Annotated in this window: 19 protein-coding genes; 3 read left to right on the forward strand and 16 right to left on the reverse strand. The window is 72.0% G+C overall.

The annotated features are described in order from the left end of the window. Positions 1-76 precede the first annotated feature (76 nt). The 10 genes from gcl to ACTXG6_RS02005 all read right to left on the reverse strand — a co-directional run bounded on the left by gcl (position 77) and on the right by ACTXG6_RS02005 (position 11,737). On the reverse strand, positions 77-1,864 hold the full coding sequence (gene gcl / locus ACTXG6_RS01960; protein ID WP_445186032.1) for a glyoxylate carboligase: 1,788 nt from the start codon (positions 1,862-1,864) through the stop codon (positions 77-79). A 3-nt stretch (positions 1,865-1,867) separates the two neighbouring features. After that, on the reverse strand, positions 1,868-2,890 hold the full coding sequence (locus tag ACTXG6_RS01965) for a 2-hydroxy-3-oxopropionate reductase (protein ID WP_445186033.1): 1,023 nt from the start codon (positions 2,888-2,890) through the stop codon (positions 1,868-1,870). Continuing rightward, a complete protein-coding gene (locus ACTXG6_RS01970) occupies positions 2,887-3,699 on the reverse strand; it encodes a hydroxypyruvate isomerase family protein (protein WP_445186034.1) in 813 nt (270 codons plus the stop codon). The genes ACTXG6_RS01965 and ACTXG6_RS01970 overlap by 4 nt, the downstream gene beginning before the upstream one ends. Positions 3,700-3,809: 110 nt before the next feature. Further along, entirely contained in the window at positions 3,810-4,823 is a 1,014-nt protein-coding gene (gene alc, locus ACTXG6_RS01975) for an allantoicase (RefSeq protein ID WP_445186035.1), read from the reverse strand. Further along, positions 4,823-6,157 carry an allantoinase AllB gene (gene allB, locus ACTXG6_RS01980; RefSeq protein WP_445186036.1) on the reverse strand — a complete coding sequence of 445 codons (1,335 nt, stop codon included), beginning with the start codon at positions 6,155-6,157 and terminating at the stop codon, positions 4,823-4,825. Before allB ends, alc begins: the two co-directional genes overlap by 1 nt. Before the next feature lie 97 nt (positions 6,158-6,254). Continuing rightward, positions 6,255-6,623: an allophanate hydrolase-related protein gene (locus tag ACTXG6_RS01985; protein WP_445186037.1), complete on the reverse strand. Its 369-nt coding sequence runs from the start codon at positions 6,621-6,623 to the stop codon at positions 6,255-6,257. A 10-nt stretch (positions 6,624-6,633) separates the two neighbouring features. Further along, positions 6,634-8,973 carry a xanthine dehydrogenase subunit D gene (gene pucD, locus ACTXG6_RS01990; protein ID WP_445186038.1) on the reverse strand — a complete coding sequence of 780 codons (2,340 nt, stop codon included), beginning with the start codon at positions 8,971-8,973 and terminating at the stop codon, positions 6,634-6,636. Then, on the reverse strand, positions 8,970-10,328 hold the full coding sequence (locus ACTXG6_RS01995; RefSeq protein WP_445186039.1) for an 8-oxoguanine deaminase: 1,359 nt from the start codon (positions 10,326-10,328) through the stop codon (positions 8,970-8,972). Before ACTXG6_RS01995 ends, pucD begins: the two co-directional genes overlap by 4 nt. Continuing rightward, on the reverse strand, positions 10,325-10,861 hold the full coding sequence (locus ACTXG6_RS02000) for a (2Fe-2S)-binding protein (RefSeq protein WP_445186040.1): 537 nt from the start codon (positions 10,859-10,861) through the stop codon (positions 10,325-10,327). The genes ACTXG6_RS01995 and ACTXG6_RS02000 overlap by 4 nt, the downstream gene beginning before the upstream one ends. 3 nt (positions 10,862-10,864) lie before the next feature. After that, positions 10,865-11,737 carry an FAD binding domain-containing protein gene (locus ACTXG6_RS02005; RefSeq protein ID WP_445190323.1) on the reverse strand — a complete coding sequence of 291 codons (873 nt, stop codon included), beginning with the start codon at positions 11,735-11,737 and terminating at the stop codon, positions 10,865-10,867. Between the two features lie 175 nt (positions 11,738-11,912). Here ACTXG6_RS02005 and ACTXG6_RS02010 point away from each other — a divergent pair, with 175 nt between their 5' ends. Further along, on the forward strand, positions 11,913-13,502 hold the full coding sequence (locus ACTXG6_RS02010; protein WP_445186041.1) for a PucR family transcriptional regulator: 1,590 nt from the start codon (positions 11,913-11,915) through the stop codon (positions 13,500-13,502). Positions 13,503-13,910: 408 nt separating this feature from the next. Then, positions 13,911-15,152 (forward strand): DUF222 domain-containing protein, encoded by a 1,242-nt coding sequence (locus tag ACTXG6_RS02015; RefSeq protein ID WP_445186042.1) that lies wholly within the window; start codon positions 13,911-13,913, stop codon positions 15,150-15,152. Here the strand turns inward: ACTXG6_RS02015 and ACTXG6_RS02020 are convergent. The 6 genes from ACTXG6_RS02020 to ACTXG6_RS02045 all read right to left on the reverse strand — a co-directional run bounded on the left by ACTXG6_RS02020 (position 15,149) and on the right by ACTXG6_RS02045 (position 22,399). Beyond that, positions 15,149-15,877: a FadR/GntR family transcriptional regulator gene (locus ACTXG6_RS02020; protein ID WP_445186043.1), complete on the reverse strand. Its 729-nt coding sequence runs from the start codon at positions 15,875-15,877 to the stop codon at positions 15,149-15,151. The genes ACTXG6_RS02015 and ACTXG6_RS02020 overlap by 4 nt on opposite strands. 117 nt (positions 15,878-15,994) lie before the next feature. After that, on the reverse strand, positions 15,995-17,797 hold the full coding sequence (locus tag ACTXG6_RS02025; RefSeq protein ID WP_445186044.1) for an L-lactate permease: 1,803 nt from the start codon (positions 17,795-17,797) through the stop codon (positions 15,995-15,997). Between the two features lie 54 nt (positions 17,798-17,851). Continuing rightward, positions 17,852-19,549 (reverse strand): methylmalonyl-CoA mutase family protein, encoded by a 1,698-nt coding sequence (locus ACTXG6_RS02030; RefSeq protein ID WP_445186045.1) that lies wholly within the window; start codon positions 19,547-19,549, stop codon positions 17,852-17,854. Next, complete coding sequence (meaB, locus tag ACTXG6_RS02035; protein ID WP_445186046.1) at positions 19,546-20,517, reverse strand: methylmalonyl Co-A mutase-associated GTPase MeaB; 972 nt, start codon at positions 20,515-20,517, stop codon at positions 19,546-19,548. Before meaB ends, ACTXG6_RS02030 begins: the two co-directional genes overlap by 4 nt. Next, positions 20,514-21,977, reverse strand: coding sequence for a phenylacetate--CoA ligase family protein (locus ACTXG6_RS02040; RefSeq protein ID WP_445186047.1), 1,464 nt, complete (start codon positions 21,975-21,977; stop codon positions 20,514-20,516). Before ACTXG6_RS02040 ends, meaB begins: the two co-directional genes overlap by 4 nt. Further along, positions 21,977-22,399: a cobalamin B12-binding domain-containing protein gene (locus ACTXG6_RS02045; RefSeq protein WP_445186048.1), complete on the reverse strand. Its 423-nt coding sequence runs from the start codon at positions 22,397-22,399 to the stop codon at positions 21,977-21,979. The genes ACTXG6_RS02040 and ACTXG6_RS02045 overlap by 1 nt, the downstream gene beginning before the upstream one ends. Before the next feature lie 127 nt (positions 22,400-22,526). Here ACTXG6_RS02045 and ACTXG6_RS02050 point away from each other — a divergent pair, with 127 nt between their 5' ends. Continuing rightward, a complete protein-coding gene (locus tag ACTXG6_RS02050; protein ID WP_445186049.1) occupies positions 22,527-23,573 on the forward strand; it encodes a 3-hydroxyisobutyryl-CoA hydrolase in 1,047 nt (348 codons plus the stop codon). The last annotated feature ends 40 nt before the right edge of the window (positions 23,574-23,613 follow it).

A 23,613-nucleotide genomic window follows, 5' to 3' on the forward strand; every position in this document is an offset into this window, starting at 1 on the left:
CCCCGGTCCAGCGTCGTCCAGGAGTTCGTCGACAGCATGGTCACGGCCCTGGAGGCCGCCGAGATCTAGTGCCGGGTCAGTCGAGCAGGGTGATCGCGGTGGGGGCGTGTTCGGCGAGCGTGGCCAGCTCCTCGAACTCGTTGACCGCGTCCAGCTCGGTGCCCATCGAGATGTTGGTGACCTGTTCCAGCACCACCTCGACCACCACCGGCACCTTGAACTCCTCGGCCAGCGCGCGGGCGGTGCGGAACGCCTCGGCAAGGTCGCGGGGGTCGCGCACCCGCAGCGCCTTGCAGCCCAGCCCCTCGGCCACCTTGACGTGGTCCACCCCGTACTTGCCGAGCTCCGGGGAGTTGACGTTGTCGAAGCCGAGCTGCACGCAGAAGTCCATGTCGAAGGCGCGCTGTGCCTGCCGGATCAACCCCAGGTAGGAGTTGTTCACCACCACGTGCACGTAGGGGATGTTGAACTGCGCGCCGACCGCAAGCTCCTCGATCATGAACTGGAAGTCGTAGTCGCCGGACAGCGCGACCACCGGGGTGTCCGGCTCGGCGACGCAGGCACCGAGCGCGGCCGGGATGGTCCAGCCCAGCGGTCCGGCCTGCCCGCAGTTCACCCAGTTCCTCGGCCGGTAGACGTGCAGGAACTGCGCGCCGGCGATCTGGGACAGCCCGATCGTGGACACGTACCGGGTCTCCGGGCCGAACGCGCGGTTCATCTCCTCGTACACCCGCTGCGGCTTGACCGGGATCTCGTCGAAGTGGGTGCGCCGCTGCAGGCTGCCCTTGCGCGCGGCGCACTCCCGCACCCAGTCGGCGCGGGCCGGCAGGCTCCGGGTGCGGGCACGTGCTGAGGCGAGCAGTTCGCGCAGGAACGCGCCGGCGTCGGAGATCACGCCGTAGTCCGGTGCGAACACCCGGCCGATCTGGGTGGGCTCGATGTCCACGTGCACGAAGCGGCGGCCGGCCCGGTAGACGTCCAGCCCGCCGGTGTGCCGGTTCGCCCACCGGTTGCCGATGCCGAGCACCAGGTCGGAGGCCAGCAGGGTGGCGTTGCCGTAGCGGTGCGCGGTCTGCAGCCCGGCCATCCCGGCCATCAGCGGGTGGTCGTCCGGGATGGCGCCCCAGCCCATCAGGGTCGGGATGACCGGGATGTCCAGCAGCTCGGCCAGCTCCACCAGCTCGGTGCAGGCGTCCGCGTTGATGATCCCGCCGCCGGCCACGATCACAGGCCGCTCGGCGCTCTCCAGCAGGTCGAGCACCTTCTCCGTCTGGGCCCGGGTCGCCGCCGGGCGGTACACCGGCAGCGGCTCGTAGGTGTCGATGTCGAACTCGATCTCGGCGAGCTGCACGTCGATCGGCAGGTCCAGCAGCACCGGACCCGGCCGCCCAGAGCGCATCAGGTGGAACGCCTGCGCGAACGCCCCGGGCACCTGGCCGGGCTCGAGGACGGTCACCGCCCACTTGGTCACCGGCGCCGCGATGGCCGCGATGTCGACAGCCTGGAAGTCCTCCTTGTGCAGCCGGGCCACCGGGGCCTGGCCGGTGATCGCCAGGATCGGGATCGAGTCGGCCCACGCCGAGTACAGCCCGGTGATCATGTCGGTCCCGGCCGGGCCGGAGGTTCCGACGCAGACGCCGATGTTGCCGGCGGCCGCGCGGGTGTAGCCCTCGGCCATGTGCGAGGCGCCCTCGACGTGGCGGGCCAGCACGTGGCGCAGCGCCTGTGCCGGGTCGTGCGCGGCGGCCGCGCGCATCGCGGCGTAGAACGGGTTGATCGCGGCGCCGGGCAGCCCGAAGACGTGGCTGACGCCCTCGCGGCGCAGGATGGCGATGGCGGCTTCGATGGCGCGCATCCGAGCCATGGGTCAGCCCTCCTCGGTCGTAGTGTCGGTGGGGCCGTTGCGGCCGGAGAGCTGCTCGACGAGCAGCAGCAGGGCGCTGTGGTCCAGCCCGCCGTGGCCCTGCGCGCGCAGCGCCCCGACCAGCTGCGCGACCAGTGCGCCCATCGGGATGGCCACCCCGGCCTCACGGGCGGCGGCGGTGACGATGCCCAGGTCCTTGTGGTGCAGGTCGATCCGGAAACCGGGCTCGAAACTGCGCGCCCGCATGCCGGCGGCCTTGCGGTTGAGCACGGTGCTGCCGGCCAGTCCGCCGCCGAGCACCTCGGTCGCCGCCTCGGTGTCCACCCCGTGCGCCTCGAGGAACACCAGCGCCTCGGCGAGCAGTGCGATGTTGCCGGCGACGATGAGCTGGTTGGCAGCCTTGACGGTCTGCCCGGAGCCGGCCGGCCCGACGTGCACGATGGTCTTGCCCATCTCGTTCAGGAACGGCAGCGCGGCGGACACGTCGGCCTCCTCGCCGCCGACCATGATCGACAGCACTCCCTCGACGGCGCCCGCCTCGCCACCGCTGACCGGCGCGTCCACCACCCGGATACCCCGCTGCGCGCCGGCCTCGGCGACCTGGCGGGCCACGTCGGGACGGATCGTGGAGCAGTCGATGTGCAGCAGTCCGGGCTTGGCGGCGGCGTAGAACCCGTCCTCGCCGACGGTGATCGCCTCGACGTCCGGGCTGTCCGGCACCATCGTGATCACCACGTCGGCGTCGGCGACCGCCTCGGCCGCGCTGCCCGCCGCCCGCGCGCCCTTTGCCACCAGCCGCTCCACCGCGGGGCGGGACCGGTTGTAGCCGATGACCCGGTAGCCGGCGTCGATCAGGTGCCCGGCCATCGGGGCGCCCATGATGCCGAGGCCGATGAACGCGACTGTCGTGGTGCTGTTGTCCGTGCTGTTGTCCGTGCTGTTGTCCGTGCTGTTGTCGGTGCTGTTGTCCGTGCTGTTGTCTGTGCTGCTGTTGGTGCTGTTGTCTGTGCTGTTGTTGGTGCTCACTTGACGTTCTCCTTCCGGGTGCCCCGCTGCGCCGGCGGCAGCCAGTCGAAGGCGGTTGCGGCGGCAGTGGGCGCGTACTCCAGCCCGACCCAGCCGGCGTACCCGACGGCGTCGAGCGCGGCGAGGTGCTCCGCGAACTTGATGTCGCCGGTGCCGGGCTCGTGGCGGCCGGGCGCGTCGGCGATCTGTACGTGGCCGATGCGGCCGGCGTAGTTGTCGATCACGGCGGAGAGGTCCTCACCGTTCACCGCCAGGTGATACAGGTCGGCGAGCAGCGCGATGTTCGGCTCACCCACCCGGTCCGCGACGGCGATGGCGTCGGCGGCGGTCAGCAACGGGTAGCGGCTCGCGCCGGAGAGCGGCTCGAGGACCACGGTGGCCCCGATCCCGGCGGCGGCCGCCGCGGCGAAGGACAGGTTCTGGGTCGCCAGCTCGTCCTGCTCCTCGGGGTTGGCGCCGTCGACCCGGTTGCCGTAGAGCCCGTTGAACACTCTCGTACCGAGTTGGCCGGCCAGGCCGACGGCGACCCCCACCGAGTCCCGGAACTCCACCCCGCGCCCCGGCCAGGACGCCAGACCGCGGTCACCGGCCGCCATGTCACCGGCGGCGAAGTTCAGCCCGGTGAGCTGGACGCCGGCATTGCGGATGGCCGCGACGAACGCGTCGACCTCGGCGTCGCCGGGCACCGACTCCGGGAACGGCCACCAGAACTCCACCGCGTCGAAGCCGGCGGCGGCCGCGGCGGCCGGCCGGTCCAGGAGCGGCACGTCGGGGAACAGGATCGAGCAGTTGGCGGTGTAGCGGGTCATCACGGTCCCTCTGGTCTCAGGTCGTTCATGTCCTCGGCCGGCTGGGTGTGCCGGCCGGCTGGGTGTCAGCGGCCAGCTGGCTGGTCGTCGCCGGCTACCGGGCCGGTTGGCTACCGGTCCGGCTGGGCCTCGGACCAGCGCCGGCCGAGCTCGGCCCGACCGGCCGGCGTCAGCGCGCCGAGCAGCCGCAGCCGGGCCATCCCGCCGTCCGGATAGATGTCCAGCCGGACCTCGTCGGCCGGCGCGGCGTCCGCGATCAGGAACCGGTGGCGGGTGTCCGGGCGCAGCGGGGTGCGACCGAGCAGCTCGAACCAGTCCCCGCCGCCGGTGCGCCCGCGCAGCGACGCCCACCCCGGCGCGTTGTGCAGGAAGTACGAGGTGTCCAGCTCGGCGACCCGCACCTGGGCCTCGCCGGTCAGCCCGACCTGCGCCCAGTCGTTGCCGTCGTCGCGGCGCCGGGCGGTCTCCCAGCCCTCCCCCATCGACCGGATCGGCCCGGGCAGCAGCAGGTTGTTCGGCGAGCTGTAGAAGCGGTTCGAGCAGTCCAGCGCCACGCCGCCGTGCTCCAGCGCGGCCAGGTCGAACACCCCCACGGCGTCCAACTGGCGCGGGTCGGGCAGCGCGCGGCCGTGCACCCGCAACCGGGCGACCCCGCCGTCCGGGTAGATCCGCAGCCGGACATGTGTGCAGCGTTGCCCCGAGTCGACCGGGAACTCGTTCGCCGCGTCACCCTTCAGCGGGCTGCGCGCCAGCAGCGGTACCCAGTTGTCGGTGGCCAGCAGCTCGTCGACCGCCGGGTGGCCATCCACGCAGAGCCCCTCCACGGACGCCTCCGGCGGGTAGTTGCCGGTGAACCAGGCCGTGTCGACCACTACGCCGCGCACGATGCCGGGCGCGCCGAGCCGCACGATCACCTCGTCGTGCCCCGCCTCGCGGCGCCGCCGGGTCTCCCAGCCGTCGTAGACCTTGCCCTTCGGCCCGAACAGCGACCGGTCGAACTGGGCCGGCCCGGGCGTGATCAGGTTCTCCCGCTGGGCGAAGGCCTCGTCGTTGGCGTACAGCACGCTGCCACCGAGGGAGCGCAGGGCAAGGTCGGGCAGCTCATGAAAGTCGCCGTATTCCATCAACGCTCTCCTCTGGTCAGTAGCCGCCCGCGCGGGTCGGCAGCCATGTCGATCAACTCACCGCGCAGCCAGGTAGAGCGGACCACCCCGGTCAGGGTGCGCCCGGCGTACGGGGTGATCGGGTTGCGGTGGTGCAGCCGGTCGACGTCGACGGTGAACGACTCGTCCGGAGCGAACACCACCAGGTCGGCATCCGCGCCGGCGGCGATCCCGCCCTTGCCGCGCAGCCCGGCCAGTGCGGCGGTCCTGGCGGACATCCAGGTGAGCACGTCGGTCAGTTCGTGCCCGCGCCGGCGCGCCTCGGTCCACACCACCGGCAACCCCAGCTGCAGCGACGCGATACCGCCCCACGCCTCGCCGAAGTCGCCGCTGTCCAGGCGCTTCAGGTCGGCGGTCGACGGCGAGTGGTCGCTGACCACGGCGTCGATGGTGCCGTCGGCCAGCCCCTGCCAGAGCGCGTCCCGGTTGCCCTCCTCGCGCACCGGCGGGCAGCACTTGAACCGGGTGTCCCCGTCCGGCACCTCCTCGGCGGTCAGGGCCAGGTAGTGCGGGCAGGTCTCGGCGGTGATCGGTAGGCCGGCCGCCTTGGCGCGCGCGATCATCGGCAGCGCATCGGCGGAGGACAGGTGCAGCACGTGCACCCTGGCCCCGGTCTGCTCCGCCAGCTCGAGCAGCCCGGCGATGGCCGTGTCCTCGGCGGCACGCGGGCGGGACGCCAGGAAGTCGGCGTAGCGGCGGCCGTGCGCGTCGGTGACCAGCCCCGGGTCCTCGGCGTGAACGATCATCAGCGCGCCCATCGCCGCCACCTCGGCCAGCGCGGCGGCCAGCCCGGCCCGGTCCAGCGGCGGGAACTCGTCGACGCCGCTGGGCAGCAGGAAGCACTTGAACCCGAACACGCCCGCCTCGTGCAGCGGCGCCAGGTCGGCCAGGTTGCCCGGCACCGCGCCGCCCCAGAAACCGACGTCGACGCTGCACTGCCCGTCGGCGGCCTTGCGCTTGACGGCCAGCGCGGCGGCATCCACGGTCGGCGGCAGCGAGTTCAGCGGCATGTCGATCAGCGTGGTGACCCCGCCGGCGGCGGCCGCCCGCGTCGCCGAGGCGAACCCCTCCCACTCGGTGCGCCCCGGCTCGTTCACGTGCACGTGGGTGTCCACCAGGCCGGGCAGCAACACCTCGCCGGCCCCCAGCACGATCTCCCGGTCGGCGACCACGGGCGCGTCCCGGTCCAGCACCGCCTCGATCCGCCCGCCGTCCAGCAGCACCGCGACCGGCCGCTCGGTGAGCCCGTCCGCTGTGCTCAGCACCGCACGGTCGGCCCGCAGGACCGTTCTCACCGCGCACCTCCGGCTTGTTCGGCGCCCGGCGGCTGACGGAATCCGCGACTCACCCTGAGGAAATCCCCGACTCGCGGGGGGTTGTTCATCGGTGTCCTCATCGGCCGGCCAGGTAGGTGCGCCAGCTGGCCAGCTCGGAGATGTCCTCGGTCGGCGGCAGCTTCGGGTACTCCCGGCGCAGCACCATCGCCAACGAACCGGAGCCGTCGGCCAGCTCGATCACCCCGAGCTCCAGGCCGGCCGGCTCACCGGGCAGCAGTACCTCACGCAGCTGCTCGTAGCTCAGCTCGTAGACCTCGCCCTCGATCGCCGCGCCCCCCGACCCGACGTCCTCCAGCCCCGGGTAGCTGCCGTCCACCGCGTGGAACCGGTAGCGCTTCGCGGTGGTGGTGCGGGCCACCAGTTCGGCGCCGCCGACCAGGTGGTGGTCGGCGCCGCCGGACATGGCGGTCCCGTTGAGGAACATTTGTGGCATCTCACGCTCCAGTGATGTGCTCGGGACGAACTGGGACGCGGCGCAGCGCCCTGCCGGTAGCCTGCCGGATCGCGGCCGCGACGGCGGGCCCCGATGAGATCGTGGGTGGCTCGCCGACACCGCGCAGCCCGTACGGGGCGTGCGGATCGGCGTACTCCAGCACCTCGATCTTCATCGGCGGCATGTCCAGGATGGTCGGGATCAGGTAATCGGTGAAGGACGGGTTCCTCACACGGCCGTCGGTCACCACGATCTCCTCCATCAGCGCCAGCCCCATACCCTGCGCGCTACCGCCCTGGATCTGGCCGATCACCGCGTCCGGGTTGATCGCCTTGCCCACGTCCTGCGCGGTGTCCAGCGCGACGACCTTGACCAGGCCCAGCTCGACGTCCACGTCGACAACCGCGCGGTGCGCGGAGAACGCGAACTGCACGTGCGCGTCGCCCTGGCCGGTCTCCGGGTCGATCGGGCGGGTCGGCCGGTGCCGCCACTGCACGGTCTCCTCGACCGCGTCCTCGCCGAGCACCTCGGCGAGGCCGGCGAGCACCTCGCCGCCGGCCGTGCCGCCCGCCGCGCCGCCGAGAGAGACGATCTTCTCGCCGTCCAGCCGCAGCTCGGTGGCCGGCCGGTGCACCAGCCGCGCCGCCCTGGCCAGCACCTCACGCCGCACCGCCGCGCAGGCCGCCTGTACCGCGCCACCGGTGACGTAGGTCTGCCGGGACGCGGAGGTGGAGCCGCCGGAGCCGACGGTCGTGTCCTTGGGGTGCACCACCACCCGCTCGACGCCCAGCTCGGTGCGGCAGATCTGCTGCTCGACGGTGATCAGCCCCTGGCCGACCTCGGCGGCCGCGGTGTGCACCGTCGCCACCGGCTCGCCGCCGACCAGCTCGAGGCGCACCCGGGCGGTGGAGTAGTCGTCGAAGCCCTCGGAGAAGCCCACGTTCTTGTAGGTGACCGCGTACCCGATGCCCCGGCGCACGCCTTCGCCGTGGGTGGTGTTGGAGACGCCGCCCGGCAGGTCGCGCAGGTCGGGCTCGTCCGCGCGGGCGGGTGGCAGCGGCATGTCTCGCACGATGTCCAGCAGCTCGGCGACCGGCGCGGCGGAGTCGATGAGCTGGCCGGTGATGTTCCGGTCGCCCTCCCGCATGCCGTTGAGCTGGCGGATCGCGACCCGGTCCACGCCGACAGTGTCCGCCAGCTCGTCCATCAGCGCCTCGTGCGCGAACGCGGTCTGCACGCAGCCGAAACCGCGCATCGCGCCGCACGGCGGGTTGTTCGTGTAGACGCCGTAGCAGTCCACCGCCACGCTCGGGATGCGGTACGGGCCCAGACCCATGGTGCCGCCGTTGCCGACCACCGCGCCGGTCGACGAGGCGTACGCGCCGCCGTCGAAGAGGATGTTCGCCGTGGCGTAGAGCAGGGTGCCGTCCGGTTCGGCGCCGAACTCGTACCGCATCCAGGCCGGGTGCCGGTGCACGTGGCCGAAGAACGACTCCTCGCGGTTGTACGACATCTTCACCGGTTTGCCGGTGTGCAGCGCGAGCAGGCAGGCGTGCACGTGCATGGACAGGTCCTCGCGGCCGCCGAACGCGCCGCCCACCCCGGCCAGCGTCAGCCGCACCTTCTCCTTGGGCAGGCCGAGCGCGCGGCACACCTGCTGCTGGTCCACGTGCAGCCACTGGGTGGCCACGTACAGGTCGATGCCGCCGTCCTCGGCGGGCACCGCGAGCCCGGACTCCGGCCCGAGGAAGGCCTGGTCCTGCATGCCCACCTCGAAGTCGAGCGCCACCACGACCGGTGCTTCCTTGCTCTGCGCACCTCTACGCAACACCAGGTGCCGGACCAGGTTGCCGCCGTCGTGCACCTTCGGCGCGTCCTCGTCCAGCGCGCGCCTCGGGTCGGTCACGGCGGGCAGCACCTCGTAGTCCACCTTGATCCGCTTGGCGGCCCGTTGCGCGGTCTCCGGGTGGTCGGCGGCCACCAGCGCGACCGGTTCGCCCTGGTAGCGGACCACGCCGTCGGCCAGCACCGGGGTGTCCAGGTGCTCGAGGCCGACCGAGTTCTCGCCCGGCACGTCGTCGGCCGTGAGCACCGCGTAGACGCCGGGCACCTTGAGCGCCTCGGTGAGGTCGATGCCGGCGATGCGGGCGTGCGGGTGCGGGCTGCGCAGCGTCACCCCCCAGACCATGTCGTCGTGCCACAGGTCGCTGGCGTAGGCGAACTCGCCGGTGACCTTCAGGGTGCCGTCCGGGCGCAGCGGGCTGTCCCCGACCCGGCCGGCGGTGTGCTGAGAGTCCCGACTCAGTGTGCTGGGAGGCCCGACTCGCGTGGGGGTGGTCATCGGCCGGCCTTTCGGAGTAGGGCTTTGTGTACGGCGGTGGCCTCGCGGGCCAGGGCGTCTTCGTCCACGCCCAGGACGTGGTCGCGCTCGACCACCGGGCGGCCGCCGACCAGCAGCAGGTCCAGCGGCGGCGGCGAGCCGAGGACCAGGGCGGCCACCGGGTCGGCGATGTCGGCGTGCGGCAGGCCGTCGATGCGCCACAGCGCGAGGTCGGCCAGTTTGCCGGGCTCCAGCGAGCCGATGTCCCCGGAGCGGCCCAGTACGGCGGCGCCGCCCAGGGTGGCCATCTCCAGCGCGTCGCGCACGGTCAGCGCCTGGGGGCCGCCTTTCGCGCGGGCGAACAGCAGCGCGTGCCGGACCTCCTCCAGCAGGCTGCCGGCCTCGTTGCTGGCCGCGCCGTCCACGCCCAGCCCGACAGCCACGCCGGCACCCCGCAGGTCGGCCGAGCGGGCGATGCCGGCACCGAGCCGGGCGTTGGACGACGGGCAGTGCGCCACGCCCGTCCCGGTCTCGCCGATCCGTTTCACGCCCGCGTCGTCCAGGTGGACCGCGTGCGCGAACCACACGTCCGGGCCGGTCCAGCCCAGGCTGTCCACGTACTCCAGCGGCGAGCAGCCGAACCGCTCCCGGCAGAAGTCCTCCTCGTCGAGCGTCTCGGCGAGGTGGGTGTGCAGCCGCAGGCCGCGGTCCCGGGCCAGCTCGGCGGCCTCGCGCATCAGCTCGCCGGTCACCGAGAACGGCGAGCAGGGCGCGAGCGCGATCCGGAGCATCGAGCCCGGCGACGGGTCGTGCCAGCGGTCCACCGCGTCGGCGGAGGCGGCCAGCACCGCGTCCCGGTCCTCGACAACCTCGTCCGGTGGCAGCCCGCCGGCGCTGCGCCCCAGGTCCATCGAGCCCCGGCACGGGTGGAACCGCAGGCCCACCGCGCGGGCCGCCTCGATCTCGGCGGCCAACAGGTCGCCGCCGCCCGTCGGGAACACGTAGTGGTGGTCGGTGCTTGTGGTGCAGCCGGTGCGGGCCAGCCAGGACAGAGCGCCGCTGGCCGCGGTGTGCACCGCGTGCTCGTCGATGCCGGCCCACACCGGGTACAGCTCGGTGAGCCAGCCGAACAGGGTCGCGTCGACGGCCAGGCCCCGGGTCACCCACTGGTAGAGGTGCTGGTGGGTGTTCACAAAACCGGGGGTGAGCAGGCAGCCGCGGCCGTCGACCACCCGGGCGCCCTCGGGCCGCGGTGCCGGTCCGGGGCCGACGGCGGTGATCCGGTCGTTCTCGAGGACAAGGTGGCCGCCGGCGTACTCGGCCCGGCCGCCGTCCATCGTGACGACGTGCGCGTCCTCGATGACGGTCGTACTCACTGCTGCTCCTCCGCTCCGCTGGCGCTGCGCACGGTGTCGATGCGTGCTCCGCTGGCGCTGCGCACGGTGTCGATGCGTGCTCCGCTGGCGCTGCGCACGGCGTCCAGGATCTTCTCGTAGCCGGTGCAGCGGCACAGGTTTCCGGCCAGTGCCTCGCGGATCTCCGGGTCGGACGGCTTCGGGTTGCGGCTCAGCAGGTCGTGCGTGCTGACCAGCAGGCCCGGGGTGCAGAAGCCGCACTGCACCGCGCCGCACTCGACGAACGCCCGCTGCACCGGATGCAGCTGCTCGCCGTCGGCCAGTCCCTCGACGGTGCGCACCTGGCGGCCGTTCGCCTGGCCAGCGGCGACCAGGCAGGCACACACCGGCAACCCGTCCAGGTAGACCGTGCAGGAACCGCACTCGCCCTGCTCGCAGGCGTTCTTCGAGCCGGGCAGCCCGCACCGCTCGCGCAGCACGTAGAGCAGGCTCTCGCCCTCCCACACGTCGTCGACGACCTGCTCGGTGTCGTTCACCACGATGTTCACGCGCATGGCTCAGGCAGCCTTCCGGTAGTCGTTCCAGGCCCAGGTCGCCGCGCGGCGGGCCAGCACGCCGAGGGAGTGGCGGCGGTAGGCCGCGCTCCCTCGCACGTCGTCGATCGGGGCGGTCGCGGCGCTCACCCGGTCACCGAATGCCCTGGCCAGCGTGTCCGGCAACGCCGCCCGGGACTCCCACAGCCCGGCCGCGTCCAGTTCGCCGGCCAGGAACCGCTCGGCGTCCAGGGCCCGCCGCGGCGTCGGTGCGGCAGAGCCGATCCCGGTACCCACGACGCGCCGGTCCGGGTGCAGCGCCAGCCCGAAGGCGGCCACCGCGATCACCATGGCGTTGCGGGTACCGATCTTGCAGAACTGCTGCGGCCCGGTCGGTGGCGTGATCAGCACGGCGGCGATCAGCTCGTCGCCGGCGAGGACGTTGCGCTTCACCCCGGTGTAGAACTCGGTGATCGGCACCTGTCGGACACCCCTCGCCGCCGACTCCAGCTCGACCACCGCGTCGGCGGCCAGCAGCGGCGGGTGCGAGTCGCCGGCCGGGGACGCCGCGCCCAGGTTGCCGCCGACGGTGCCCCGGTTGCGGATCTGCGGCGAGCCGACGGTGCGGGCGGCCATCGCAAGGCCGGGCAGCAGCGCGCCGAGTTCGCCGATGACCCGTGCGTAGGTGACCCCGGCACCCAGCCGGACCCTGCCCTCGTCGAGTCCCCAGTCCCGCAGCTCGGCCACCCGGGTCAGGTCGAGCAGCGCGGCCGGCCGGCGGTGGTCGAAGTTCAGCTCCACCATCAGGTCGGTACCGCCGCAGATCGGCGCCGCGTCGGGATGCTCGGCGCGGGCCGCCAGTGCCTCGGCCCAGCTGCTCGGTTGCAGGAAGTCCATCTCGCGCTCCTCGGTGCGGTCCAGGTCGCGGCGTGAGCCCAGGTCCCGGTGCGGGTCCCAGCACAGGTCAGAGCCCTGGTGGGGCTCTGAGTACACCGCCGTTGGCGCTCCGGCAGAAGCCGCTGGCCACACGAAAGCCGGGTCCGATCGGCAGCGGAGGTTGTAGGTTCCTCCAATGCTGGTCCGGGAGCTGCTCGCGGTGCCCGAGCTGCGGTTGCGGCTGCTCGCCGGTCAGGGCGCCGCGCTGGAGCGGCCGGTGCGCTGGGTCTACAGCACCGACCTCGGCAACCCCGGTCGCTACCTGTCCGGCGGCGAGCTGGTCATCAGCGGCCTGGTGTGGCGGCGCGAGCCGGCGGACACCGAGCGGTTCGTGGCCGAGGTCGCCGCGTCGGGGGTCGCCGCGCTGGCCGCCGGTGAGGCGTTCTTCCACGGGATCCCCGACGACGTGGTGGACGCCTGCCGCCGGCATCGGGTGGTGCTCATCGCGGTACCCGAGGACGTGTCGTTCTCCGCCGTCACCGAGCACGTGATCCGATCGGTGACGGCCGCGCGGGGCGACCGACTGGCCGCTCGGTTGGGCCGCCAGCGCCAGCTTCTCACCGCCGTGGCCGGCGGCATGGGGCTCGACGAGCTCAGTGCCCAGGTGTCCGCCGCGACCGGGCTGGTGTGCCGCGTTCTGACCCCGACCGGCCGGGCCATCGTCACCGGTCCGGCTCCCCTCGCGGACGCGGACGTGGACCGGATCGTGCGCACGTTCCTGACCGCCGACCGGCTGCCGGCGGTGGTCGCCGGTCGGCCCGCCTACTCGGTGTTCCCGGTCGGCCCCGCCCTCGAACAGCGGCTGACCTACTGGTTCGCGGTGGTCGAGGGCTCCTGGCCGGCCTGGGAACCGGATGTCACCGACGCGGTCGGCGAGCTGGTCGCGATCGCCGCACTGGACCGGGCCCGGCGGACCGAGGGCTGGCGGGTGGCCAGGGACATCGCCGACGATGCGGTGAGCCTGGTCGCCGCCGGTGCCGGCGGTCAGCCGGAGACCCTGCAGCGGTTGCGCCAGGCGGGGCTGGACCCGGACCGGCCGGTCGCGGTGGCGGTGGCCGGCTTCGTGGATCGGACCGATCTCACCGAGGTGGCCCGTTCCGTGCTCGACGACGCGGCCGCGCACCTCGGCGCACCGGTGGTCGGCACGACGCCCGACGGGCTCGCGGTGGCACTGCTGCCCTGCGGGGACCAGGGTGGCGGCAGGTCGCCGGACCCACTCGACGACCCGGGTGGCGGGTTGCCGGACCCGCTCGACAGGCTGCGCGCCGCGCTGGCCAGGCTGGAGCCCGGACTCGGGCCGGCCCGGCTGACCATCGGGTTGAGCCGCCCGTCCGGCGCCGAGGCCCTCTCCGGCGCCCTGCGCGAAGCCCGGCACGCACGCGAGCTCGCCCGGTTGCGTGCCGGCACGCTGACCGTGGTGGCGGACGCCGAGGTCACCTCGCACGTCGCACTGCTGGCGGTGGTACCCGACGACGTCCGCCACGCGTTCGCCGCCCGCGTGCTGGACCCGGTGCTGGAGTACGACGCGCGCAACGACGCCGGGCTCTACCAGACGCTGGAGGCGTTTCTGGACTGCTCCGGGTCGTGGAGCCGAGCCGCGGCGCGGTTGCACCTGCACATCAACACGGTGCGCTACCGGATCAGCCGGGTCGAGGAGCTCACCGGCCGCGATTTGAGCCGTTTCGAGGACCGGGTGGACGTGTTCCTGGCACTGCGTTCGCGGTAGGAGCGTGGTGTTCCGGCCGTCCTTTGCTCTGCGTAGGTATACGCAACAGGCGTGGTCGGGGGTGGGTTGTTGCGTATAGGTGCGCAGAGCAAAGCGTTGTGGGGGGTACGTGGTGTGGGGTGGCTGCCGTACGTGCTTCGTCGGGAGCCTTCGGCGTCCTGACGGCTCGAATGACTTGGTCGCCTTGGGGTGGCAGGGCGCGTTTTACCGAAGCTTTGGACGGGACAGCAGTCAGTTAGGTCGTCGGGAATCTCACCTTTGGGTCTGGGTCGGGGACGTCCGGTGGGGTTCGCGAAAAATCATGAAATCTTTTTCGGGGGCCGGCGGTATCGACCCAAGAATGTCGGACCCCTTCGACATAATTGCTGTATGTCGGAGAGTTCGGTTGTTGCGGCGCGGCGGGTGGTCATGGATTCCATGGCCGCGTTGCGCGCACTCGAACGCGCCGGTGATGCGGAGTGTCGGATTGACGGGTTGAAGAGTTACCAGGTTTTACAGCGCCAATGTGAGTACGACTCGTTGATGCTGGTCGCGGGGTTGGATCGGGACGGGGAGTTCGTCGAGCGTGGGATGCATTCGGCGAATGCGGTCAGCGATCTGCTCGGCCTGAGCCAGCGGGACGGGCGGCGGATGGTCGCGGTAGCGACCAGTGTGTTCCCCACCCGGTCGTTGGTGGGTGAGGTGTTGGAGCCGAAACTGCCGGCGACGGCGATGGCGTTGGGTGCGCTGGAGATTGATCTGGCGCATGCTGAGGTGATCGAGTCGGTGTTGGCCACGGATGCCGCCCGGCGGATCACGGTGGAGCAGTGGGTGGCGGCGGAGGTGTTGTTCGCCGACTGGGCGCGGCAGTACAGCCCGGAGTTGTTGGCCCGCAAGGCCCGCGAAGAGATCGACCTCTTGGACCAGGACGGTGCGCCGCCGGGTGAGGACGATCCGCAGGTCAACGAGCTACATCTGGCCAAGTCCCGCCACGGTGTCGGCGGGAAGATCAAGGGCCAGTTGGACTCGGCGACATTCGAGACGGTGGCCCGGGCGATCGGGGCGATCCTCAAACCGGCCGCCGACGAGGGTAAGTCGTTGGGCCAACGCCAGGCGGATGCGCTCGGGGAGATCTGCGCGCACGCCCTGGACGAGGGCCGGCTCCCCGCACAAGGTGGTGAGCGTCCGCACGTGGCGATCACCATGGGTTTGGAGGCGCTGAAGGCCGGGTTGCGTGGGGCGAACCTCGAGCTCGGCGGCCACATCGGGCCCGGTGAGGTACGCCGGCTGAGCTGCGACGCCCAGATCACCCCGATCGTGCTCGGCGCGAACAGTGAGCCGTTGGATGTGGGGCGGGAGAAACGGTGCGCCACGTTGGCGCAGCGGCGGGCGGTCGCGGTTCGGGATGGTGGGTGTGCCCATCCGGGGTGTGACCGGCCTCCGAGTTCCTGCGAGGTGCACCATATTGTGCACTGGGTCCATCACGGTGAGACAAAGCTCGACAATTTGGTGATGTTGTGCTGGACGCATCATCGGATGGTGCACCAATCCGATTGGGAAGTCCGAATGCGCGACGGGCTCCCCGAATTCATCCCACCGAAATGGATTGACTACTCACAGACACCCCGCCGCAAACCGGCGCAACACCTCGCCCAGCTACTCCTGAGCTAATTTTCTCTGTTGGCGTAGAAGGTGGCAATGTGTCGTTCCACCAGTGCGGTCGCACCGGCGGAATCGCGCGCCTCGATCGCGTCCACGATGGCGTGGTGCTGATCGGCGAGTGCGTCGGCGGTGACCCGCCAGTCCGACAGCGACTCGAACACGGCCAGCATCTCCCGGCGTACCGCATCCCGGAGCGCCCGCATCAGGGTCCCCAGCAACGCATTGCCGCTCATCTCGGCGACCGAGACGTGGAAGCCGGTGTCCAACTCGTTGAACTGCTCGTACCCGATCTCGCGCTGCCGCATCGCCAGCACCACCGCGCGCAACCGGGCGATGTCCTCCGCGCCGGCGTGGACCGCGGCCTCGGCCACCGCCCACCGCTCCAGCTGGACCCGGACCTCCATGACCTCGCGCTGGGTGAACCGGGACAGCGCCAGGTGCAGCCGCAGCAGGTTCGCCAGCGCCTCGGTGCCCTCGCCGCGCACCACCGACCCGGAGGCCGGCCCGGATCCGACGCCGGCGCTGACCACACCCAGCGCCTCCAGCACCCGCAGCGCCTCCCGGACCCCGGCCCGACTCACCCCCAGGTATTCGGCCAGCTCGCGTTCCCCGGGCAGCCGGTCACCGGGCGACAACCGCCCGTCCAGGATCTGCTGCTCGATCTGCGCCAGGACGTGCTCATGGGTACGCAACCGACGGACGGGCTGCCACCCGTTGTCGGCGGTCTCGGACATCGTGGGGCTCCCTGCGACCGGTAGTGCGACCTGTGGTCTGACCATAATCAACGCTACCGGCGCCGAGTTGCGACGAGGTCACCCGCCCGGGGGCGATCCCTGTGAGCCTCGACGCGGTCACGGGACCATCCAGCCCAGCACGGGCGTCGACTGCAGGTAGACCAGCAGACACATCAGCGGCAGGAAGATCAGCGTTGCCACCAGTACCCGCCGCAGCAGGTCGCCCTCCTTGCCGGCCAGGCCCACCGCGCTCGCCCCGATCGCCAGGTTCTGCGGGCTCAGCATCTTGCCCAGCACGCCACCGGTGGTGTTGCCGGCCGCGGCGAGCAGCGGCGACATCCCAGTATTCTGCGCCGCGCTCACCTGCAGCAGTCCGAACAGCGAGTTCGATGACGTGTCCGACCCGGTGACCGCGGTACCGAACCAGCCCAGTACCGGCGACAGCAGCGCGAACGCCGCCCCGGCGCCAGCCAGGAACTGCCCGAGCGTGGCGGTCTGCCCGGACAGGTTCAGCACGTAGGCCAGCCCGAGGACCGAGACCACGGTGACGATCGCGCTGGCCAACTGACGCAACGTCCGACCATACGTGCGCACCGCCTCGGCCCACTCGAGACCGAGGATGAGCACCGACAGCAGACCCGCGACGAACAGCACCGTGCCGCTGTTGGCCAGCCAGTCGAACTTGAAGGTCGCCAGGCTCAGCGGTTTGCCCGCCGCGGTCAGAACATGCACGCCCGGCCAGGCGAACGACCTGGTCACCGCGCCCAGGACCGCCGCGACCGGAGGTAGCGCCACCAGCGCGAACAGCACGATGATCACGCCGTACGGCCCGAACGCCCGCAGCACCTCAACACGCCGATCCACCACCTGCCCGCCGCCGGCCGAGCCCGAACCACCGGCCGAGCCCGAACCACCGGCCGAGCCCGAGCCACCACCCGCGCCCGAACCACCGCTCGCGCCAGAACCACCGGACGAGCCGGCGCGCGCCGCACCCGGACCACCACCCGGAGCGACCGCGAGCCCGGGCCCACCCGCCCCCGCGCCCTTGACGCCCTCAGCGCCGACGCCGGCCCCCGTCGCCGCGGCTTCGACCGACCGCGAGCCACCGACGGGCTGCCAGCGGCGCACCAGTAGCAGCACGCACCCGGCGGACACCAGCGAGGCGACGATGTCGGCCAGCTGCACGGGGCCGAAGTTCGCCATCAGGTACTGCGTGACGCCGAAACCGACACCGCTGACCAGCGCCGCCGGCCAGGCCTCCCGCAGCCCCCGCCGGCCGTCGACCAGGCCGAGCAGCACGAACGGCACGATCACCGCGAGCAGCGGCACCTGCCGGCCGGTCATCGCGGCCAGGTCGTTCAGGGGCAACCCGGTGATCCGGGCCAACGTGATCACCGGCAGGGCGACCGCACCGTAGGCGACCGGCGCGGTGTTCGCGACCAGTGCGACGACGGCCGCCTTCAACGGCGGCAACCCGAGCGCCACCAGCATCACCGCGCAGATCGCCACCGGCGCACCGAACCCGGCCAGCGCCTCCAGCAGCGCACCGAAGGCGAACGCGATGATGATCGCCTGGACCCGGAAGTCGTCGCTGACCGAGGCGAAACTGCGCCGCAGCACGTCGAAGTGCCCCGACGCCACCGTCATCCGGTAGATCCAGATCGCATTGACCACGATCCACATCGCCGGGAACAGACCGAAGGCGATGCCCTCGGCCGCCGAGGAGAACGCCTGCCCGGTCGGCATCCGGTACACCAGGATGCCCACCACCAGCGACGCCGCGAGACCGATCAGCGACGCGCGCCAGGCACGGACCCGGAACACACCGAGCAGGACGAACAACAACAACAGCGGTAGCGCCGCCACCAGCGCGGACCAGCCGAGGCTGCCGCCGACCGGGGCGACGGGCTGTTGGAACACAGAAGCCTGCTGAAACATGCGGAACCTCGCCGTTGAGGGTTGGAGTCGTGAGCTTCAGAAGACGGGGGTCTCGGTGTAGGTGCCGAAGACGTCACGGAGCGCGCCGGTGATCTCCCCCATGGACAGGTGCGCCTTGACCGCCTCGATGGTGGCGGCCATCAGGTTCGCCGAGTCGTCCCGGGCGACCTCGACCAGCGCGGTCAGCGCGGCCTCGGCGCGGCGCGGGTCGCGGTCGGAGCGAACCTGCTTGAGCCGGCGGATCTGTCGGTCCTCCGACTCCGGGTCCAGCTGATGCGTCTCGATCTTGGCGTCCGGTTCGGTGTCCACGTTCTTGTTGACACCGATCACCGGCCGGTCCCCGCTCGCCTTGCGCCGCGCGAAGTCGTAGGCGGTGTCCGAGATCTCCCGCTGGAAGAAGCCCTGCTCGATGGCCGCGACCACGCCGCCGAGCTCGTCGATCTTCTCGAAGTACCGCTCGATGCCGTGTTCCAGCTCGCTGGTCAGCTTCTCCACGTAGTACGAGCCGCCGAGCGGGTCGATCACGTTGGGCACGTTCGTCTCGTCGGCGATGATCTGCTGGGTGCGCAGCGCGACCTTCATCGCCTGCTCGCTCGGGATCGTGTATGCCTCGTCCAGCCCGTTGGTGTGCAGCGACTGGGCTCCGCCGAGCACCGCGGACAGTGCCTGCAGCGCGGTGCGCACGATGTTGTTCAGCGGCTGCGGCTTGGTCAGCGTGGCGGCCGCGGTCTGGGCGTGGAAGCGCAGCCGCATCGACTGCGGGTTCTTCGCCCCGTACCGCTGCTTCATCATCTTCGCGTAGTAGCGGCGCACCGCGCGGAACTTGGCGACCTCTTCGAACAGGTCGGCCTGGCTGACGAAGAAGAACGAGAGCCGGGGCGCGAACGCGTCCACATCCACCCCGGTGGCCACCACGTCGTCCACGTACGCCCGGGTGATCGCCATCGTGAACGCGATCTCCTGCAGGGCGTTCGCCCCGGCCTCGCTGATGTGGTAGCCGGAGATGTTCACCGGGTTGTACCGGGCCATCCGGCCGGCGCAGTAGGTGACCGTGTCCCGCACGATGCGCATGCTCGGGCGGATCGGGAAGATCCACTCCTTCTGCGCCACGTACTCCTTGAGAATGTCGTTCTGGATCGTCCCGGACAGCTTGTCCAGGTCCAGACCGCGCTCCTCGGCGACCGCGACGTACATCGCGAGCAGGATCCAGGCCGATGGGTTGATCGTCATGGACACACTGATCTGCTCCAGGTCGATGCCGTCGAACAGCGCGTCCATGTCCGGCAGCGTGTCGATCGCGACGCCCTCCCGGCCGACCTCGCCGAGGCTCATCTCGTCGTCGCTGTCCAGCCCCATCAGGGTGGGCATGTCGAAGTCCACCGACAGCCCGGTCTGGCCCTGCGCGATCAGGTAGCGGAACCGGCCGTTGGTCTCCTCGGCCTGCCCGAAGCCGGCGATCTGGCGCATCGTCCAGGTCCGGCCGCGGTACATCGTCGGGTACGGCCCCCGGGTGTACGGGTAGCGCCCGGGCAGCCCGATCTCGTCCCAGTCCGCCGGCAGGTCGGCCGGGGTGTACACCCGCTGGACCGGGGCGCCACTGCCGGTGCGGTAGTCGTCGCGGGACTCCGGCGCGCGGCGGGTGAACGCGGCCAGCTCGTCGGACTCCCAGTCGGCCAGCTCCTCGGTCACCGCCTTGACCAGCGCCTCCGAGGCCAGCTCACGGTTGGTGGTCATGTCGCTCCCATCACGTCCAGTGGTTCGCCCAGCAGGCGGCGGGCGGCATGCAGTGGGTCGGTGGACAGCTCGGCGACCCGGTCGACCTCCCGGTCGAAGTCGGGGTCGCCGGCCCGCAGCCGGTCCAGCACGATCTCCTCGGCCATCCAGCGGATCCGGGTGGCGGCGGTGCGCCGGGCGCGGCGGTCCAGCTCACCGGACCGGGCCATCCACGCGTGGTGGTCGTCGAACCGTTCGGCGAGGTCGGCCACCCCCTCGCCGGTCGCCGCCACGGTGCGCTGGATCGGCACCTCCCAGTCGCCGTCGGTGCGGCGCGCGAACCTGAGCATGTCGCGCAGCTCGGCGTAGGCCTTCTGCGCGCCGTCGCGGTCGGCCTTGTTGAGCACGTGCACGTCGGCGATCTCCAGCAGGCCGGCCTTGATCGCCTGCACGCCGTCGCCCATCCCCGGCACGCTGACCACCGCGACGGTCTGCGCCGCGCTGATCACGTCGACCTCGGCCTGCCCGACGCCGACGGTCTCGAGCACGATCACATCCTTGCCGGCGGCGTCCAGCACGGTGATCGCGTCCAGCGCGGCCCGGGACAACCCGCCGAGCGCGCCGCGGGTGGCGATGGAGCGGATGAACACGCCCTCGTCGCCGGCCAGCGCGGACATCCGGATCCGGTCGCCCAGGATGGCGCCGCCGGAGAAGACGCTGGACGGGTCGACCGCGAGCACGCCGACGGTGCGCCCGGCGCGGCGGTAGTGCGCCGTCAGCTCGGCGACCAGGGTGCTCTTGCCGCTGCCGGCGGCACCCGTGACACCGATGATGTGCGCGTGGCCGCCGGCCCGGTGCAGCTGCGCGAGCTCGTCGGCCACGCCGGCCGAGTCAGCTGAGCCGCGCCGCTCGACCCGGCTGATCATGCGGGCGATCGCGGCCGGCTCACCTGCCCGCACCCGGTCGACCCGGGTCGGAGCCGCCGTCACGGGGCACTCTCCGAGCTCAGCGACCGCAGCAGGTCACGGTCGTCCAGCACCCGGCGCGCCTTGAACTCGGTGCGCTCGAAGGTGCCCCGGCCGACCGGGACGACCGTCGCGCCGACCCCGAGCACCCGGCGCAGCCGCTCGGACAGCCCGTCCGCCCAGCCGTCCAACCGCTGGCCCGGCTGGTGCTCGACCTGCACCACCAGCGAGTCCATCGTGTCCGTCCGGCTGATCACGATGCGGTGCTCGCCGCCGTAACCGGGGTCGGACATCACCACCTCGTCGATGGCGGCCGGGTAGATGTTCTCGCCGCGCACGATGAACATGTCGTCGATGCGGCCGTAGATCCCGCGCGGCAGGAACGGGTAGGTGCGACCCCGCTCGATGGACGGCGCCTCCCACCTGGTCAGGTCGTTGGACAGCAGCCGGATCATCGGCTGGCTGGTGCGCTCCAGGGTGGTGTAGACCGGGGTGCCCTCGCTGCCGTACGGCACCCGGCGCAGCGTGGCGGGGTCGCAGACCTCGGTGTAGACCAGGTCCTGCCAGCACAGCACACCCGGCTCGTCGGCGCCGGCGCCCAGGTGCATCCACGGGCTGACCTCGGCCATCGAGCCGGAGTCGTAGACCTGCGCGCCGAACGCGGACTCGATGCGGCCCCGGATGGACGGGATGCTGGCGCCCGGCTCACCGGAGAAGAACAGCTTGCGCAGCCCCAGGTCCGCCGGGTCCACACCCTGCTCGGTAGCCACCTCGGCGAGGCGCAGCGCGTAGGACGGCGTGCCGTAGAAGACCGTGACACCCATCTGGCGCATCCACAGCACCGTGCGCGCGGTCTGCCCGGCGACGCCGGCGCCGAACGGGAACACCCGCGCGCCCAGGCGCTCCGCGCCGAGGTAGGCACCCCAGGAACCCCAGTACAGGCTCAGCGGCGAGCCGACCAGCACCGTGTCGTGCGGCCGGATGCCCATCGCCCACATCACCCGGGCATGCGCGTTGGCCACGCTGCGCCAGTCCCGCTCGCTGATCCCGAACGCGGTCGGCCGCCCGGTGGTACCCGAGGTGCCGTTGACGTGCTTGACCTCGTCGGGCGGCACACACAGGTAGCTGCCGAACGGCTCGTGGGCGGCCTGGTCGGCACGCAGCTCGTCCTTGCGCACCACCGGGACAGCCTCGAAGTCGGCCAGCGAGCGGATGTCGCGCGGGTGCAGCCCGGCGTCGGACCACTTGCGCCGGTAGAACGGCGAGTTGTCCCAGGCGTAGTCCATGAGCCGGCGGATCCGGCCCAGGATCGCCTCGTCGCGCCGCTCGGCGGGCATCGTCTCGCGGTGCGGGAACCAGTGCCGCTGGTGTTCCGGCGGCCGGTAGCTCTCGTCGTAGCGCGGCGGCCAGCTCCACTGCTCCATGTCGGCGCCGGGCCCGGCGGCGGTATCCCGGGTGGCGGGCACGGTGACCGGGCGGGCCATCAGACGCCGACCGTCCGGTCGGCGGCGGCGGTGCGGACCGCCTCGACGATGGTGTCCGGGGTGGTGTCCTGCCCGAGCACGGCCGCGACGCCCATCTTCTTGAGCGTCTCCTCGTCCTCGTCCGGCATCACGCCGCCGGCCACCACGGCGAACCCGACCGGCTCGGCGAAGGCGTCCAGCACCTGGTAGAGCTTCCGGAAGATCGGCAGGTGCGCGCCGGACAGGATGCTCACGCCGAGTACGTCGACGTCCTCCTGCACGGCGGCCTCGATGACCTGCTCAGGCGTGCGGTGCAGCCCGGTGTAGATCACCTCCATGCCGGCGTCGCGCAGGGTCCGCGCCACGACTTTCACGCCGCGGTCATGTCCGTCCAGACCGAGCTTCGCCAGCATCACCCGGATCGGCTGCTGCCCGTCCGCCATAAGGTCACCTCGTTTTGTGGTTGATCCTCGATGTGGTCAGACCATAGGTTTTGTGTGATGGGGACAACAAGAGCTACCGACGGGTAACCGGGAACACTTCCGGCGAAGCCCCACGGATGGAGCAGCGATGCCGGATACCGACACCCACGAAGAGGTCAATGCGCGCCGCGAGGGTCAGCTCGGGCGGATCACCCTGAACCGGCCGAAGTCGATCAACGCGCTCACCCTGGACATGATCCGCGGCGCCACCGAAGCGCTGCGGGCCTGGTGGGACGACCCTTCGGTGCAGGTCGTGGTGCTGGACGGCGCCGGTGACCGCGGCCTGTGCGCCGGCGGCGACATCACCCTGGTGCGGGACTCCGCGCTGGGCGACCACGCGGTGGCCGCCGAGCTGTGGCGCGAGGAGTACGTGCTGGACCTGCTGATGGCCACCTTCCCCCGGCCGGTGGTGGCGCTGATGGACGGCGTGGTGATGGGCGGCGGGGTCGGCCTGGCCGGGCGGGCCGACGTCCGGGTGGTCACCGAGCGGTCCAGGGTGGCGATGCCGGAGGTGCTCATCGGGCTCGCGCCGGATTGCGGCTCCGCCGACCTACTCGCCAGGGCCCCCGGTGAGCTGGGCACCCACGTGGCGCTCACCTCGATGCACCTCGGGGCGGCGGACGCGCTGCTCTGCGGGTTGGCCGACGTGTACCTGACCCCGGACCAGGTCGCCGGGGTGCTCCAGACGCTGCAGCGCGGCGGCCTGGCGGAGCTGCGCTCGTCGGGTGAGCCGCCGCCCGGTGAGCTGGCGGCCGCCCGAGGCTGGATCGACGAGTGCTATGCCGGCGACGACCCCGCCGCGATCGTCGACCGGCTCGCCGCGCACCCGGAACCGGCGGCACAGGACGCGGCGCGGCGGCTGGGCAGCGTGTCCCCCACCGCCGTCGCGGTAACCCTGCGCGCGCTGCGGGCCGCCGCCGAGGAGCCCGGCCTGGCGCCGTGCCTGGTACGGGACTACCGGATGGTGCGCCGCTTCCTGGAGCACCCGGACCTGGTCGAGGGCATCACCGCCCGCGTCGTCGACCGCACGCACACCCCGCGCTGGTCACCGGCCCGGCTGGCGGACGTCCGGGCGGCCGACGTGGACGCCTTCTTCGCCCCGCTCGGCGCGGACGAGCTGCACCTGCCCGGTTAGCTGAGCCCGGTTAGCTGAGCCCGGCTAGCGCGGCCGCGAC

This window comes from Pseudonocardia sp. Cha107L01 (assembly GCF_052566575.1).

Excerpts from the sequence above, each read along its gene's own strand:
- gcl (WP_445186032.1), bottom strand. The coding sequence starts at position 1,864 with ATGGCTCGGATGCGCGCCATCGAAGCCGCCATCGCCATCCTGCGCCGC.
- ACTXG6_RS01970 (WP_445186034.1), bottom strand. The coding sequence starts at position 3,699 with ATGACCCGCTACACCGCCAACTGCTCGATCCTGTTCCCCGACGTGCCG.
- alc (WP_445186035.1), bottom strand. The coding sequence starts at position 4,823 with ATGGAATACGGCGACTTTCATGAGCTGCCCGACCTTGCCCTGCGCTCC.
- ACTXG6_RS01985 (WP_445186037.1), bottom strand. The coding sequence starts at position 6,623 with ATGTTCCTCAACGGGACCGCCATGTCCGGCGGCGCCGACCACCACCTG.
- pucD (WP_445186038.1), bottom strand. The coding sequence starts at position 8,973 with ATGACCACCCCCACGCGAGTCGGGCCTCCCAGCACACTGAGTCGGGAC.
- ACTXG6_RS02000 (WP_445186040.1), bottom strand. The coding sequence starts at position 10,861 with ATGCGCGTGAACATCGTGGTGAACGACACCGAGCAGGTCGTCGACGAC.
- ACTXG6_RS02005 (WP_445190323.1), bottom strand. The coding sequence starts at position 11,737 with ATGGACTTCCTGCAACCGAGCAGCTGGGCCGAGGCACTGGCGGCCCGC.
- ACTXG6_RS02010 (WP_445186041.1), top strand. The coding sequence starts at position 11,913 with ATGCTGGTCCGGGAGCTGCTCGCGGTGCCCGAGCTGCGGTTGCGGCTG.
- ACTXG6_RS02015 (WP_445186042.1), top strand. The coding sequence starts at position 13,911 with ATGGATTCCATGGCCGCGTTGCGCGCACTCGAACGCGCCGGTGATGCG.
- ACTXG6_RS02020 (WP_445186043.1), bottom strand. The coding sequence starts at position 15,877 with ATGTCCGAGACCGCCGACAACGGGTGGCAGCCCGTCCGTCGGTTGCGT.
- ACTXG6_RS02030 (WP_445186045.1), bottom strand. The coding sequence starts at position 19,549 with ATGACCACCAACCGTGAGCTGGCCTCGGAGGCGCTGGTCAAGGCGGTG.
- ACTXG6_RS02040 (WP_445186047.1), bottom strand. The coding sequence starts at position 21,977 with ATGGCCCGCCCGGTCACCGTGCCCGCCACCCGGGATACCGCCGCCGGG.
- ACTXG6_RS02045 (WP_445186048.1), bottom strand. The coding sequence starts at position 22,399 with ATGGCGGACGGGCAGCAGCCGATCCGGGTGATGCTGGCGAAGCTCGGT.
- ACTXG6_RS02050 (WP_445186049.1), top strand. The coding sequence starts at position 22,527 with ATGCCGGATACCGACACCCACGAAGAGGTCAATGCGCGCCGCGAGGGT.